Origin of the sequence: Methylomagnum ishizawai, from assembly GCF_900155475.1 — a bacterium.
Taxonomy (GTDB): Bacteria; Pseudomonadota; Gammaproteobacteria; order Methylococcales; family Methylococcaceae; genus Methylomagnum; species Methylomagnum ishizawai_A.
The window spans coordinates 2,034,020-2,047,845 of sequence record NZ_FXAM01000001.1 but is presented as its reverse complement, the minus strand read 5'-3'; the positions used below and the strand labels follow the sequence as shown (position 1 = coordinate 2,047,845).

The following is a 13,826-nucleotide window of genomic DNA, read 5'->3' as shown; positions in this document are numbered from 1 at the left end:
CCCCGCAAGGGAAGGCCCGGCACCCCGCCATCCGGTGCCGGTGGAAAAAGCCCAGGCTCCTTAAGGAACGCGCCACGGCTCCAACTTGCGCCCGGCGGGCGACCGCGCCGCAGCCTTGGACGGCTCGTCGGTAGGCAGTTGGCCGGGCAGCGGAGGCTGCTTCGACAACAGGCCAGGCGCATGGGGCCGGTGGATCAAGGCGTTCACCGCGTCGATATCGTCCCGCGCCAAAGTGCCGGCGGCCTGCTTGAGCAATAATCCATTGCGTAGATAGTCATACCGCGCCCGTGCGTAATCGCGCCGGGCCTGGAAATAGGTGTTCTGCTGGACCAATAGATCGACCGCCGATTGCGTACCGACCTGGAACCCAAGTTGGCTGGCCTCCAGGGCCACCTCCGCCGATTTGACCGCTGTGGCCAGAGCGCCCACCTCGCCTATGGCCGCGAACACACCGCGGTAGGCATCTTTGACCTGGCGCTGGGTGGCGCGGCGCTGCTGGTCCACCTGCGCCATCGCCTGCGCGTAATAATCCCTGGCCTGCTCCACCTTAGCATTCACCCCACCGCCCGAAAACACCGGGACGTTGACGTACAGGCCGATGGTCTCGCTGTCGTTGTCCAAACCATAGGGCGGGCGGTTACTGTGATAAAGACCCTTGGTGCCCTGGATATCCACGGTCGGCAGATGGCCTGCGGAATTCACATCTATGGTCTGCTTGGCGACCTCGGCCCCGCTCATGGCGGCGATGATGTCCATGTTGTTCTTCATCGCCATATCGCGCCAAGCCTCGATATCCTCGGGCTGGGGCTTGTTCAGCGCTACCTGCTCGGGCACCTTGGCGAGATCGATATCGATGTTGCCGAGGATTTCCCGCAGGCTCTCCTTGGCATCGTTCAGCTTCTGGTCGGCCACGATCAAATCGGCCGCCACCTGGTCGCGCTTGGCTTGGATCGCGTTGAGGTCCACCAGCGAACTGAAACCCACCGCCAAACGTTCCTTCACCTGCTCAATCTGCACATCCAGGCTATGCAACTGCATGGCGGTCACTTCCAGGTTTTCTTCGCCATACAGCACATTGAAATAATTGGTCGCCACCCGCATCGCCAAGTCCTGGTAGGCGGCCTCCAACTGGGCTTGGGCCTGGGCGATCTGGTTGTCCGCCTGCCAGAGTTGCACCCAATAATCGTAATGGAACACCGGCTGCGACAAGCGCAAGGTGAATTCGCCGACTTGGTAGGTCACGTCCGTGAATTGCTGGGTGGTGATAAAGGAATTCTGGGTCGAAGTATGGTTTTGCGTGTAATCGCCGTTGAAGCTCACGTTCGGCAACAGTTTGGCGAGATTGATCGGCCGGTTCTTCTGGATGGCATTGCGTTTGGCCTCCGCCTGCAAGACCAAGGGGTCGCTCTTGAGTCCCAGTTCGTAGGCTTCCAATAAATCCATGCCATAGGCCGGCAGGCTTGCCAGCCCGCAAAGGACCAGCGCGGGAATCGTTTTGTTCATAACCTTTCTACGAGCCGCCCGCCCATACGGCAAAACGCTTATATCCACCAAGCATACACGAAACTTGCGCCAATCCAGCCCGACCAGACGAGGTGGACTGCGGAACCACCGGGGACGCCCGGTCTTTGAACCGGGCGGGACGCGGGAAGCGGCGGCGGTTCGCACCCCTGCCCCATCGCCGGGCCGACGGTATTGATCGGCACCGTTTCCTTGGCGAAACCCCAATAAGCACGGGCGGAAAACAAGGGCGGGACCGGACCGATGCCGGACCCGCCGCAAGGTTTAATGGGCGGGCTTGGGTGCCGGGGCAGGGGCCGCGGGGGCGGTTTGCGCCGGTTTTTCGGCGGGAGGTTGGGGCTTGCCCGCTTCGAGTCCGGGCGCGGCGGCGCCGGCCGGGGGAGCCGGGGGTTCGGCGGGTTTGGGCGGCAGGCGGTTTTCGATCTTGGCCTTGCTTTCCAGTTCGGCCATATGCTGTTGCAGTTTTTGCGACTGCAACATATTGCGCAATTGGTCCTTCACCGCATCGAAGGGCGGCGGTGCCTGTTCGCGGGATTCCTCGCGCTGGATGATGTGCCAGCCGAACTGGCTCTGCACCGGAGCCTTGGTGGTTTCGCCATTCTTGAGCGCCGTCACGGCCTCGGAGAACTGCGGCACCATCTGCTGCGGGTTGAACCAGCCGAGGTCGCCGCCCTTGTCCTTGGAACCGGGGTCTTTGGAATATTTCTTGGCGAGATCGGCGAACTTACCGCCCTTATCCAGCTTGGCGAGGACTTCCTTGGCGGTCTTTTCGGATTCCACCAGGATGTGGCGGGCCTTGAATTCGGTGGCCTTGTTGGCGCCGATGCGCTGGTCGTATTCCTTCTTCAGTTCATCGTCGCTGACCTGGAGGGTGGCCATGTAATGTTCGACGGCGTTCTGCGCCATCGCCAAGCGGCGGGCGTTTTCGATGCGGGCGGCGAACTTGGGGTCTTTGTCGAGGCCTTGGGACTCGGCTTCCTGGGCCAAGACCTCGCGCTTGATCAATTCCTCGACGATCTTGTCGTCCGGCGCGGAACCGCCGCCCCGGCGCTGGGCCAGTTCGGCCTGCACCGACTCGAACGCCGCCTTGCTGATCGGCTTGCCATTGACGATGGCGATGGGGTCCCCGGTCGGCTTAGCGGCGTCGGCGGCCTGGGCGGAACCCGCGGCCAGCAAGGCGCTCGCGACCGCGATGGCGATAAGCGGATACTTCTTCATGCGATGTTTTCCTTATGGTGATTGAAACTCGGCGGGCGTCAGCGCCTTCAGGCTGAAGGCGTGTATATCGGCACGCAGCAGTTCGCCCAAGGTCCGGTACACCAATTGATGGCGCTGCACCGGATTTTTGCCTTCGAACGCGGTGGATACGATGAGGGCGGAAAAATGCCCGCCCCCGCTCGCGGCCCCCGCGTGCCCGGCATGGGCATGGCTGTCGTCCACGATTTCGAGATGCACCGGGGCCAGCCCGGCTTCCAGGGTATTCCTGATTCTTTCGACACGGTCGCTCATGGGGAACCTCGCTAGGGATGGTGCCCGACCCGCCGGGCGGGGGGCTAGGGGAAAACCTTCTTGAAGGGCTTTACCGTCACCTGGGCATAGACGCCCGCGTGGCGGTAGGGATCGGCCTCGGCCCAGGTTTGGGCAGCTTCGAGGCTGGCGAATTCGGCGACGATGAGACTGCCGGTGAAGCCGGCCTCGCCGGGGTCTTCGCTATCGACCGCGGGCAAGGGACCGGCCAGCAGCAAGCGGCCTTCCGCCCGCAAGGCTTGCAGGCGTTCGAGATGGGCCGGGCGGGTTTGCTGGCGGAGCGGCAGGCTCCCCGCGCAGTCTTCGCAATAGATGGCGTAGAGCAAGGTTTATTCCTCCGGTTTGGTTTCGGGCAGGTAACGGGAGAGATAGAACGATTGCAGGATCACGAACAGGAAGGTCAAGCCCAGCATCCCGAACAGCTTGAAATTGACCCAGACCTGTTCCTCGAACTGGTAGGCCACATACAGGTTGACCCCGCCGATGACGATGAAGAACGCCGCCCAAGCCAGATTCAAACGCCCCCACACCAGGGCCGGCAATTCCAACTGACCACCCAACATCCGCTCGATCATGGTTTTCCGACCGATCACCTGACTACCCAGGAATACGGTACCGAACAGCCAATTCAGCACGGTGGGCTTCCACTTGATGAACTGCGGATCGCGCAGGAACAAGGTCGCACCGCCGAACACCACGATCAGCACCAGCGACACCAGGTGCATGTTCTCGACCTTGCGATGCTTGAGCCACAGGTAGGAGACTTGCAGGACCGAGGCGACGATGGCGACCAGGGTGGCGAGATAGATGGGATTTTCCTTGAACAGGGGATAATCGTCCGGTACCCAGCCCGCGCCAAGCTTATAGGCAATGAAAAACAACAGGATGGGAAAAAAATCGAGCAATAGCTTCATAGGGGTTGAACGCGACTGGGATGAACTCAGGCGTAATAATCGACGCCTAGGGTTTGGTTGAGGGCGGTGCGGGATTCCTGCTGGGCGAATTGTTCGTGGCTTAGATAGGCTCGTAGCGCTTGTTGGGCCTTGGCGTTCAAGGCGGTTTGACGCTCGACCCGGTCCGTGGCGTCCTCAGCGCGGTATCGTGTACGCCCTTCGGCGGGCCGGGACGCGGGATCGACGGGACGGAACCGTTCCTGGCTGGTGCTTGGGGCGGGAGTTTCGGAATTCCGGGCCGCCTGGGGGTCCAGCGCTCCCGCCGCTTCGGACCGCGTCCGCATCGGCGCGGGCGGGACGGCGACAGGATAGAAAGCGGTCTTGCGAATGTCCATACGGGGCTAGCCGCAGCTTTACCGATTCAATGGATATAATACACAATAATTCCTAGAACTCGATGACATAAGAGACGGGGCTTCCCGCAAAGACCACCTCCCGGAGGAGGGCGTTTTGCCGGAACCCCGGCACACCCCTTGATGTGAAAAACCCACCATGGACCAACCGACCCGCACCGAACTCGAAGCCGCCGCTTTCCGCCGCCTCGTGCAACATCTGCAAGCCCACCCCGAAGTCCAGAACATCGACCTGATGATCCTGGCCGATTTCTGCCGCAACTGCCTTGCCAAATGGTACGCCGCCGCCGCCCAGGAACGCGGCCTCGATCTCGACTACCCGGCGGCGCAGGCGCTCATCTACGGGGTGCCCTATTCCGAATGGAAGGCCCAACACCAGAAGGAAGCCACCCCGGAGCAAGCGGCGGCCTACGCGGAGCGCCAGCGGCAAAAAGCGACCGCCGGGCAGTGAGAAACTGTCTGGCAAAAAGGAATTCATGTAGAGTCAAGCCCCCGTTGATTTTCCAAGGTTCCCCGACATGAGCTATCCGAGCGACCTGAGCGACGAAGAATGGTCGTTGATCGAACACCACTTCCGCCCGAAGGACCGGCGTGGCAATGCCAGCAAGCACCCGCGCAAGCGGGTGGTGGACGCCATCCTGTACGTGGTGGAGGGCGGCATCAAATGGCGGATGCTGCCGAAGGACTTCCCGCCCTGGCAGACCGTGTACGACCATTTCAGCCGTTGGAACAAGGCCGGGGTCTGGGAAACGGCCCTGGACGAGATCAACGCGCGGCATCGAAAAAAAAGCATCGGGCCGGTTCCCCGAGCTACGCCATCATCGACTCGCAGAGCGTCAAGACCCAGTACGCCAGCGAGGAGCGGGGGATCGACGGCGGCAAGCGCGTGAAGGGGCACAAGCGGCACATCGTCGTGGACGTCCTGGGCCACCTGCTGCATGTCGAGGTCCACGCCGCCAACCTGAGCGACACCGTACGCGGCTGCGAAGTCATGCGCCGGGCGGCGGAGAAGCATCCCGGCATCGAGGCATTCTCCGGCGACGCGGGCTATCGCGGCACGGCGGTCGAATACGTGGAGGAAAAGCTGGGCTTGGTCCTGCACATCTCGCAAAGGATCGTGGACGGCTTCGCCGTCCTGCCGAAACGCTGGATCGTCGAGCGGACGTTCGCCTGGTTCGGCTCGTTCCGCCGGTTGAGCAAGGATTTCGAAACCCTTACCGCCACCGCCGAGAACGTTATCCGCATCGCCATGCTGAGGACCACCCTTGCAAAATGTGTCTGAGCTTTTGCCAGACAGCTTCTAAAGCCTATTGCACCATGAAGTCGGTGAAGAACAGGTCTTCGAGGCCGTGGTCGGCCCCGACCTGTTCGAGGCTGGCGGTGATTTGTTCGAGGGCGGATTGGCGCAATTTCTCGCGCTCGGCGACGGCGGCGATTTCCGCCGGGTCGCGGTTGGAGAACAACATAATCAGGGTATGGCGGATCAAGGGCATATGGGCCTTGATCTTGTCGGCGTCCTCCTTGCTCTCCACCAAAAGCTGGATATCGGCCCTAAGATAATGGCGCTTGCCCGCCAGATTGACCAAGACCGCCTCCAAGGGCAGATATTCCATGCCCCCTTCTTCCCCGCCGCCCCCGCCTTCGTTGGCGAGCCCGGCGGAACTCCCGGCCCATAAGCACAAGGCCACCAACACGATTCTGACTTTTCCCATACCGGACCTCCCTACGCGGCACCACGCCGCCTCGGCCCGATTATAGTTTAAAATCCACAGCCCCCTGCCCTGCCCCGGAACCACCCCCATGCCAACGAAATACCCACCGGGTCCCGTCATGTTCGACCTCCAGGGCACCGCCCTGGCCCCGGAAGACAAGGACAAGCTGATGAGCCCGGCGGCGGGCGGCATCATCCTGTTCACCCGCAACTACCAAAACCCGGAGCAGCTCGCGGCCCTGGTCGCTTCCATCCGCCAAGCCCGCCCGGACGCGCTCATCGCCGTGGACCACGAAGGCGGACGGGTGCAGCGTTTCCGCGGGGGCTTCACCCGCCTGCCGCCCGCCGTCCGCTACCCAACCAGCACCGACCCGGCCCGCTTGGCCGAAGCGGGGGGCTGGCTGATGGCGGCGGAACTGCGGGCTTTCGATATAGATTTCAGCTTCGCCCCGGTGCTGGACGTGGAATGCGGCCTCAGCCAGGTCATCGGCGACCGCGCCTTCGCCCACGACCCCGACACCGTCGCGGCGCTGGCCCTGGCCTTCCTGCGCGGCATGCACCGGGCCGGCATGGCGGCGGTGGGCAAACATTTTCCAGGTCATGGCGGCGTGGTCGAGGATTCGCATCTGGCCCTGCCCATCGACCGCCGCGACTTCGCCGAACTCGACAAGCGCGACCTCGTGCCCTTCCGCGCCCTGATCCCGGCGGGACTGCAAGGCATCATGCCGGCCCATGTGGTCTATGAGCAAATCGACGCCCAGCCCGCCGGGTTCTCGCCGTTCTGGATACGCGAGGTACTGCGCCGCCGCCTGGGCTTCGCGGGCGCGGTATTCAGCGACGATCTTTCGATGGCGGGCGCGGCCTTCGTCGGCCACCACACCGACCGCGCCCATCTGGCGCTCGCAGCCGGTTGCGATATGGTGCTGGCCTGCAACGCCCCCGAAGCCGCCGAACAGGTGTTGGAAACCCTGTCCAGCCTGCCCGCCGATCCGGCGCGGTCGGCCCGTTTGGAACGGATGCGCGGTGCTTTCCCCATCGCCCGCGCCGACTTGCTCGCCAGCCCCGGCTGGCGCGCCGCCGTGGATTTGATCGCCCCTCTTTCCGCCACTTGAACCCAGCCATGACCACACCAGAAGAAATCGCACGGGTCGCCGCCGAGGCCGACTGCCTTTACACCGAAGCCCAGATCGACGCCGCGATCGACCGGATGGCGGCGGACATCACCGCCCGCCTCCAACATCAAACCCCCCTGGTTTTATCGGTGCTGAACGGCGGCATCCTGCCCACCGCCCGGCTGTTGCTGCGGCTCCGGTTCCCGCTGGAAATCGATTCCATCAAGGCAGGCCGCTACCAAGGCGCGACCCGCGGCGAAGCCGCCCTGCGTTGGCAGCACCAGCCCGACACCCCGCTCGAAGGCCGCGTGGTCCTATTGGTGGACGATGTGTTGGACGAGGGCATCACCCTGGCCGAGTTACGCCGCTGGTGCCTGGAACAAGGTGCCGCCGCCGTGCATATCGCCGTGTTGGTGGACAAGGATTTGGGCCGGGACAAACCCTGCCGGGCCGATTTCACCGGCTTGGTAGCGGAGAACCGCTATTTATTCGGCTACGGCATGGATTACAAGGGCTATCTCCGCAACTGGCCGGGGATTTACGCCTGCACGACCGTCTATTGAGGGGAACCCAGGATGACACGCATCGCCATCATCGGCGGCACCGGCTTGACCCGGCTGCCCGATTTCAGCATTGTCCGCCGCGCCGTGGTCAGCACGCCCTATGGCACGCCTTCCGCCGACCTCGTGTACGGGCGTTTCCATGGGCAGGACGTGGTATTCCTGGCCCGCCATGGCGATCCGCACACGATCCCGCCGCATAAGGTCAACTACCGGGCCAACCTCTCGGCGCTCAAGCAAGTCGGCATCGAGCGGGTGGTGGCAGTGGCGGCGGTGGGCGGCATCCGCGCCGATATGGGACCGGGCGTGCTGACCGTGCCAGACCAGATCATCGACTACAGCTATGGCCGCGCCCACACCTTCTTCGAGGACGGCCTCGAACACGTCACCCACATCGATTTCACCCGGCCCTATAACGAAACCTTGCGGCAAAAACTGCTCGGTGCCGCGCAGGCCACCGGTATCCCCATGGTCGATGGCGGCACCTATGGCTGTACCCAAGGCCCGCGGCTGGAAACGGCGGCGGAAATCGCCCGCATGGAACGCGACGGCTGCGCCCTGGTGGGCATGACCGGGATGCCGGAAGCGGCGCTGGCGCGTGAAGCCGGGCTGGATTACGCCTGCTGCGCCGTGGTCGCCAATTGGGCGGCAGGCAAGGTGGAAGGGGAAATCACCCTGGCGGACATCGAGGCCAACCTACAGCGCGGCATGGCCGATCTGGCGGTGGTCCTCAAGCGCTTCATATCGGGCTGAACCCGGCCACCTCGAACGCCAGCGTCCCCGCCAGGTCGGCGTTGTCGTAGGCATGGCCCAGGCTGATATGGCCGCGGCCATGCAGGATGAATTCCTCCCGCCGCACCGGGATTTCACCATAGCCCTCGATGGTGACGAAGCTGCCGTTGGTGCTTTTGTCGATCAGCACGAATTTGTTCTGCCGCCGCTCGATGGTGGCGTGCTGGCGCGAAATCCTCCGGTCGTCGATGGCGAAATCGTTGTCGGCCTCGCGGCCCAGGCTCACGCCGCGCTGGGTCTCGTCCAAGACCCAGCGCCGGTCCAGATAGCTCAGCACCAAGCGCACCTGCAAGGTCGCCACCGGCATGCGGATGATGGTGGCATCCTCCTTGTCCTCCCACAGCAATTCGCAAATCCGCATCTCCTCGCTCTTGCCCTTGAGGCTGAAGGCGTCGAGGCTGCGCGAAGCCTGCCGCCAACGCGGCGGCATCAATTCGACGGTCTCGGCGCTGGCAAGGATTTGGTTGGATTTGGCCAGGGCCGTGATGCGGGCGGCGGTGTTGACCGTGTCGCCGAAAATATCGGGCTGGTCGATGAACACATAATTGTTCTGCAACAGCACCGGCCCATGGTGCAGGCCGATCCGCAAAGCCAGCCGGAGGCCCACCACCTCGCGCTGCTCGACGATGCGCCGCATCATGTCGGCGGCGGCCTCCATGCCCAGTTCCGGGTTGGGGAAGGTCGCCATGATCTCGTCGCCGACGATCTGCACCGTCGTCCCGCCGTGGAGCTTGGTGGCCGAATCCATCCGCTTGATGCACTCGCCGATGATCCGCATGGCCTGCTTGTCGCCCAGCGATTCATATAAATGGGTACTGCCGGACACATCGGCGAACAGCACGCACAGGGGTGTCAACGAAGAACTCGTCTGGGTCCCGTCGGTAGTCATGGTCTTTGGTCCTTGATGGTCTATGGATCGGGCGACGCTCACAGCACCTCGAACTCCAGCACGCCCGCTCCGTCGCCGCCGCGATGGGCGCAGCCCAGGCTGATCGTGCCCCGCCCCGACAGCACGATTTCCTCCATCTTCAGGGGAATTTCATGCGCCCCCTCGAAGGTGACGTAGGTGCCGTTGGTACTGTTGTCGATCAAGACGACCTTGTCGCGCCGCCGCTCGACCCTGGCATGTTGGCGGGAAACCCGCCGGTCGTCGAACACGATATCGTTGATGTACTCGCGCCCCAGACTGAGGCTGCTATGGCTGTCGTCCAGCACGAAGCGGAGTTGATGATAACGCAAAGTCGCCTGGTTGAAGGCACCCTTGGGAAGGGAGGTCGGCAAGCGGGTCATCATAGTGCTGCCGTCGGGGTGGCGCCACGCCAATTCGCAGGCGCGGTTGCCCGAGGCGGTGAGCGCCTCCAACAGCCGCGCCGCCTGCCGCCAGCGGGCCGGCAAGGCTTGCAGGGTGGCCTGGGTCGCCATGATCTGCCCGGCCTTGGCCAATCCGGCCATGCGCGTGGCGACGCGGACCGTTTCGCCGAAGGCGTGGTATTGCCCGGCGCAGATATCGCTCTCCCGGACCCAGACCGGCCCTTGGTGCAGGCCGACCCTCAAAGCCGCCTGCCCCACGCCCTGGCCGGGCTCGCGGTGGATGCGGCGCATCATGTCCTCGGCAGCGGCGGCGGCGTTGTCGGCGCTGGGGAAAGCGGCCAAGAGCCCGTCGCCGAGCGGATGCAGGACGCGGCCTCCGAAGCATTGGATGACCGAATTCATCAACCCCAGGCAATCGAAGATCAGGCCCGCGCCTTCGCTCCCGCCCAGGGCTTGGAAAATAAGGGGGGTATCCGCCACCTTGGCGGACAGCACGCACAGGGTGGACGCTTGTTTCGCATCGGGCCGGAGGAAAGTCATGGCAGCGCTCCTCGTCTAGCGTGGGCCATCGTCGATCTGGGTGTTTGGATTGGATTACCCAGGCGGCCGGACCGGAACGTGTCCCGCATGGGTAGCGCCCATGATACAGGAGGGGCGGGACCCACGGCAGGGTCCTTGAAAAATTCACATTCCAGCGAAATGAGAAGTTCCAGATTGGCTTTGGATTCCGCCGCCACGCTTGGACGCCGAGGCCCGGCTGTTGCTATCCTTGCCATCCCGCCACGACCCCGGTGCCTCCGGGCCGGGTTTCCCCCACAACCTTCGACACCACGAGCCGCCATGTTCGACACCAATCCCTTCACCGACCTCGCCAAGCGCTTGGCCGAAACCGTCCCCGCCGATTTCCAACTGTTGCGCGGCGACCTGGAAAGGAATTTCCAAGCCCTGTTGCAAGCCCATTTCGCCAAGATGAACCTGGTCAGCCGCGAGGAATTCGAAGTGCAACGCGCCGTCCTCGCCCGCACCCGCGAGCAGCTCGCCGCCCTGGAAACCCGCGTCGCCGCCTTGGAACAACAACTTCCCTCCCCTCCTACAATCTAGCCGAGGCCCACATGTCCCTGGCCGTCGTCTACACCCGGGGCAGGCAAGGCATCCAAGCCCCGCTCGTGACCGTGGAAGTGCATATTTCCAACGGCCTGCCCAGCCTGTCCATCGTCGGCCTGCCCGAGACGGCGGTGAAGGAAAGCAAGGACCGGGTGCGCGGCGCCCTGCTTAATTGCCGTTACGAATTCCCCTTGCAGCGCATCACGGTCAACATGGCTCCGGCGGATATTCCCAAGGAAGGCGGGCGCTTCGACCTCGCCATCGCCTTGGGCATCCTGGCCGCGTCCGGGCAATTGCGGACGCAGTCCTTGGAAAATGTGGAATGCGTCGGGGAATTATCCCTGGGCGGCGAATTGCGCCCGATCAAAGGCGCGTTGCCGGTGGCGATGCAGGCGCGGGCGGCGGGCCGGGCCTTGATCGTGCCCCGCGAAAACGCCGGCGAAGCCGCCTTGCTGGAAAATGCCCAAATCCTGCCCGCCGGGCATCTGCTCGAAGTCTGCGCCCATCTCAACGGGCAAACCCGGATCGAGTTCGAGCCGCCCGCCCCGGCAGCCGCCGACAGTGAGGACACCCCGGATTTCGCCGATGTCCACGGCCATTACCACGCCAAGCGGGCGCTGGAAGTCGCCGCTGCCGGTCGCCATAACCTCTTGATGCTCGGCCCGCCCGGTACCGGCAAATCGATGTTGGCCTCCCGTTTGCCAGGGATAATGCCGCCGCTGTCCGACGACGAGGCGCTGGAAAGCGCCGCCATCGCCTCGGTCAGCGAGCATCCGTTCGATCCGCGCAGTTGGCGCAGGCCGCCGTTCCGCTCGCCGCACCACACGGCCTCGGCCCCGGCCTTGGTCGGCGGCGGCTGTGATCACCGGAAATAAATGCGACTGACCGGAAATAAATGCGACTGAGCATTAGCGGCTAACCAAGACCTACCGCAGTTCAAAAGCGCCGACGGGCAGCCCAGTCTTCGCGAGGTACGGAGCAATCAATTGAGCGTTATGGATTGAGCAAGGTGAAGTTCCGTTATCCGTTAAAGTAGGACATGGAAACGCAACCCGTCCGACGCCCCCGAGGTAGTCGATAGGTGCGAGGTGGAATTCCGCCAGGTTCGGCGCCGTGCAAACCATGCCGTATTTGGACGTAGCTTCTGCCGAACCGGTGACATCGATATTTCTGCAAGGCGTTGCAACCTGCATAAACTATCGGCGGACGCTGAAAAAGCGCGGGGAACCGCATCTTCTGGGCGATGCCGGAGGCGCTCGGGCGCTTTTCGCCGACGGGTCCCTGCGCCTTCGACAGCGTTCAGCGGGACGGTTTAGTGCCTTCGGCGCCTAGGCCATCCCCCCTCGCCTGTAAGCGCGCGCTGAATTCAATGCGAACGGCTGGTCATTTTTCGCCGCTCGCCGATACCCTCGTCCAGTGTTTGGCGGCATCCTTGGCTTTTCCGCTGATGAGCATTGATTTGCGTTCAAGATGCTGAATAAAGCCGGATTGGGCTTATCGTTCTCGCAGAGGATAGGACCAACGGGCTCAAATACACTGTCCCCGGCAATAAAGACATGATGGGACCGGAGTTCGGCCAGGCTGTGTGAAAACGTGAATTCGACGGAATCCCAGAACGGGAAAGAAAGGGGGATGGAAAGTCGCCGTTCCGGATTTCGCCCTATGGATCCGGTTTTTGCGGGGCTTTGAGAGGCAAAAAGCGGCCCTATAGGGCCTGCATCGCCGCGATCAGCCCCGCAACGCCCAGGATGTTCATGACCCGCTTCATGTTGTAGGCCAACACGTGCAAGCTCATCCCTGCGCGGACCCGCCCCAGCGTGCGGGTCAGGAAGTGGGTCGCCCCCATCCAGTGCTTCAAGGTGCCGAAGGGATGCTCGACCGTCTGGCGGCGGATGCGCATCGCCCCGGGGTTCAGGTCGAGGCGCTTCTGCATGGCCTCCAAGGCGGCCTCGTGTTCCCAACGGCTGACTCGCCGGTAGCGGCTCGGCGTGCACTTCTCCCGGATCGGGCAGCGCGGGCAGTCGGAACTCCAGTAGCGGGTGATGTGGAGGCCATTCTCGATCCGGGAAAAGCGCCGGATCAGGCGGCTTCCGGCCGGGCACGCGTACTCGTCCGACGCGGGATTGTAGATGAAGTCCTCCTTGTCGAACCGGCCATCCGCCTTGGCGCCCGAGGTCATCGGCTTGGCGACGAAGGGGGTGATGCCCGCCTCCTCGCAGGCCCGGATTGATTGCGCGCTGGTTTTCCAGAAGTGGCTGTAGGGTCGTCCTGACCCTCACGCCCTGGAAAAGCGGCGCGGGTCAATGTCTCGAGCCGACGGGCCTCCGGCTGTCCCCGCTCGACCCGCTCGGCGACAACGGGGTCGCCTGCATGGCTCGCAGATGACGTTACGCCGGTCGCAGCACCACCTTGCAGGTTTCCGAGGAAACCCGCCCGTGGTGCCTCGGCTACCGGAGACTACTCGACACGCGCGCATTCGCATTGCTCCATGTCTCGCAGCGCTCGTCGCCGTTGAAATAGCCGCGATCGGCGATGGCTTGGAGACCGTCAACCGCCATGGCCTTCCGGGCCTGCTCCGCCATTTTTACCAGTTGCCGCCGGTCGCTGACGACGTTGGTCACCTCGTGGGCGACGATGAGGTGATGCCGGGGCTCGACGGCGGTCTGCACGTTGTAGCCGACCAGGCCCCGGCTGGTACTGGTCGCCATGGCGCGGGCATCCGGGTCGGTCAGGGAAATCTGCTCGTCCGGCGCGTCCTCCAAGCGGGCCTGCATCCGCTTCAACTCCGCCAGCCGGGTCTTCAGCGTCTCCATCTTCTGCTTGAGGCGGACCGTCCTCGCCTCGGCCACCTCCGGTTCCGTCATGGGCTTACGCGGCGGAGG

General features: G+C 63.6%; 17 protein-coding genes and 2 pseudogenes. 8 read left to right on the top strand and 11 right to left on the bottom strand.

Annotated elements, in window-relative coordinates; genetic code table 11:
• Positions 1-60 precede the first annotated feature (60 nt).
• From B9N93_RS09175 to B9N93_RS09150, 6 genes are all read right to left on the bottom strand, one after another.
• Complete coding sequence (locus B9N93_RS09175; protein WP_085212933.1) at positions 61-1,503, bottom strand: TolC family outer membrane protein; 1,443 nt, start codon at positions 1,501-1,503, stop codon at positions 61-63.
• A gap of 282 nt (positions 1,504-1,785) precedes the next feature.
• Positions 1,786-2,739, bottom strand: coding sequence for a peptidylprolyl isomerase (locus tag B9N93_RS09170; RefSeq protein WP_085212931.1), 954 nt, complete (start codon positions 2,737-2,739; stop codon positions 1,786-1,788).
• Between the two features lie 12 nt (positions 2,740-2,751).
• A complete protein-coding gene (locus B9N93_RS09165) occupies positions 2,752-3,030 on the bottom strand; it encodes a BolA family protein (protein ID WP_085212929.1) in 279 nt (92 codons plus the stop codon).
• 44 nt (positions 3,031-3,074) lie between these two features.
• Positions 3,075-3,374, bottom strand: coding sequence for a YciI family protein (locus B9N93_RS09160; RefSeq protein ID WP_085212927.1), 300 nt, complete (start codon positions 3,372-3,374; stop codon positions 3,075-3,077).
• Between the two features lie 3 nt (positions 3,375-3,377).
• Positions 3,378-3,962 carry a septation protein A gene (locus B9N93_RS09155; protein ID WP_085212925.1) on the bottom strand — a complete coding sequence of 195 codons (585 nt, stop codon included), beginning with the start codon at positions 3,960-3,962 and terminating at the stop codon, positions 3,378-3,380.
• 26 nt (positions 3,963-3,988) lie between these two features.
• Complete coding sequence (locus B9N93_RS09150; protein WP_085212923.1) at positions 3,989-4,336, bottom strand: hypothetical protein; 348 nt, start codon at positions 4,334-4,336, stop codon at positions 3,989-3,991.
• 157 nt (positions 4,337-4,493) lie between these two features.
• Between B9N93_RS09150 and B9N93_RS09145 the strand changes: the two genes are divergently transcribed.
• The 3 genes from B9N93_RS09145 to B9N93_RS26285 all read left to right on the top strand — a co-directional run bounded on the left by B9N93_RS09145 (position 4,494) and on the right by B9N93_RS26285 (position 5,636).
• Positions 4,494-4,805, top strand: coding sequence for a DUF1244 domain-containing protein (locus tag B9N93_RS09145; RefSeq protein ID WP_085212921.1), 312 nt, complete (start codon positions 4,494-4,496; stop codon positions 4,803-4,805).
• A gap of 67 nt (positions 4,806-4,872) precedes the next feature.
• A complete protein-coding gene (locus B9N93_RS26290) occupies positions 4,873-5,244 on the top strand; it encodes a transposase (protein ID WP_085210740.1) in 372 nt (123 codons plus the stop codon).
• Positions 5,172-5,636 carry a transposase gene (locus B9N93_RS26285; RefSeq protein WP_085216151.1) on the top strand — a complete coding sequence of 155 codons (465 nt, stop codon included), beginning with the start codon at positions 5,172-5,174 and terminating at the stop codon, positions 5,634-5,636. Before B9N93_RS26290 ends, B9N93_RS26285 begins: the two co-directional genes overlap by 73 nt.
• Before the next feature lie 25 nt (positions 5,637-5,661).
• Here B9N93_RS26285 and B9N93_RS09130 read toward each other — a convergent pair whose 3' ends face one another.
• A complete protein-coding gene (locus B9N93_RS09130; protein ID WP_176225203.1) occupies positions 5,662-6,066 on the bottom strand; it encodes a flagellar basal body-associated FliL family protein in 405 nt (134 codons plus the stop codon).
• An 88-nt stretch (positions 6,067-6,154) separates the two neighbouring features.
• Here B9N93_RS09130 and nagZ point away from each other — a divergent pair, with 88 nt between their 5' ends.
• Genes nagZ through B9N93_RS09115 form a run of 3 tightly spaced genes read left to right on the top strand, consistent with a single transcriptional unit; the run spans position 6,155 to position 8,490 of the window.
• Positions 6,155-7,177, top strand: coding sequence for a beta-N-acetylhexosaminidase (nagZ, locus tag B9N93_RS09125; protein WP_254899363.1), 1,023 nt, complete (start codon positions 6,155-6,157; stop codon positions 7,175-7,177).
• Positions 7,178-7,185: 8 nt separating this feature from the next.
• The gene (locus tag B9N93_RS09120; protein WP_085212917.1) at positions 7,186-7,740 is read left to right on the top strand and encodes a hypoxanthine-guanine phosphoribosyltransferase; all 555 of its coding nucleotides are present in this window, start codon (positions 7,186-7,188) and stop codon (positions 7,738-7,740) included.
• Positions 7,741-7,752: 12 nt separating this feature from the next.
• The gene (locus tag B9N93_RS09115; RefSeq protein WP_085212915.1) at positions 7,753-8,490 is read left to right on the top strand and encodes an S-methyl-5'-thioinosine phosphorylase; all 738 of its coding nucleotides are present in this window, start codon (positions 7,753-7,755) and stop codon (positions 8,488-8,490) included.
• Here the strand turns inward: B9N93_RS09115 and B9N93_RS09110 are convergent.
• Both B9N93_RS09110 and B9N93_RS09105 read right to left on the bottom strand, forming a co-directional pair.
• On the bottom strand, positions 8,477-9,418 hold the full coding sequence (locus B9N93_RS09110) for an adenylate/guanylate cyclase domain-containing protein (protein ID WP_085212913.1): 942 nt from the start codon (positions 9,416-9,418) through the stop codon (positions 8,477-8,479). The genes B9N93_RS09115 and B9N93_RS09110 overlap by 14 nt on opposite strands.
• A gap of 38 nt (positions 9,419-9,456) precedes the next feature.
• Positions 9,457-10,380 (bottom strand): adenylate/guanylate cyclase domain-containing protein, encoded by a 924-nt coding sequence (locus tag B9N93_RS09105; protein ID WP_085212911.1) that lies wholly within the window; start codon positions 10,378-10,380, stop codon positions 9,457-9,459.
• 300 nt (positions 10,381-10,680) lie between these two features.
• Here B9N93_RS09105 and B9N93_RS09100 point away from each other — a divergent pair, with 300 nt between their 5' ends.
• Together B9N93_RS09100 and B9N93_RS09095 are read left to right on the top strand one after the other, a co-directional pair.
• Positions 10,681-10,941, top strand: coding sequence for an accessory factor UbiK family protein (locus B9N93_RS09100; RefSeq protein WP_085212909.1), 261 nt, complete (start codon positions 10,681-10,683; stop codon positions 10,939-10,941).
• 11 nt (positions 10,942-10,952) lie between these two features.
• A complete protein-coding gene (locus tag B9N93_RS09095) occupies positions 10,953-11,819 on the top strand; it encodes a YifB family Mg chelatase-like AAA ATPase (protein ID WP_085212907.1) in 867 nt (288 codons plus the stop codon).
• Between the two features lie 830 nt (positions 11,820-12,649).
• Here B9N93_RS09095 and B9N93_RS09090 read toward each other — a convergent pair.
• Positions 12,650-13,177, bottom strand: a pseudogene (locus B9N93_RS09090) (transposase); the annotation flags it as partial.
• Positions 13,178-13,391: 214 nt separating this feature from the next.
• Positions 13,392-13,802: pseudogene (locus B9N93_RS09085) on the bottom strand (transposase); the annotation flags it as partial.
• Positions 13,803-13,826 lie beyond the last annotated feature (24 nt).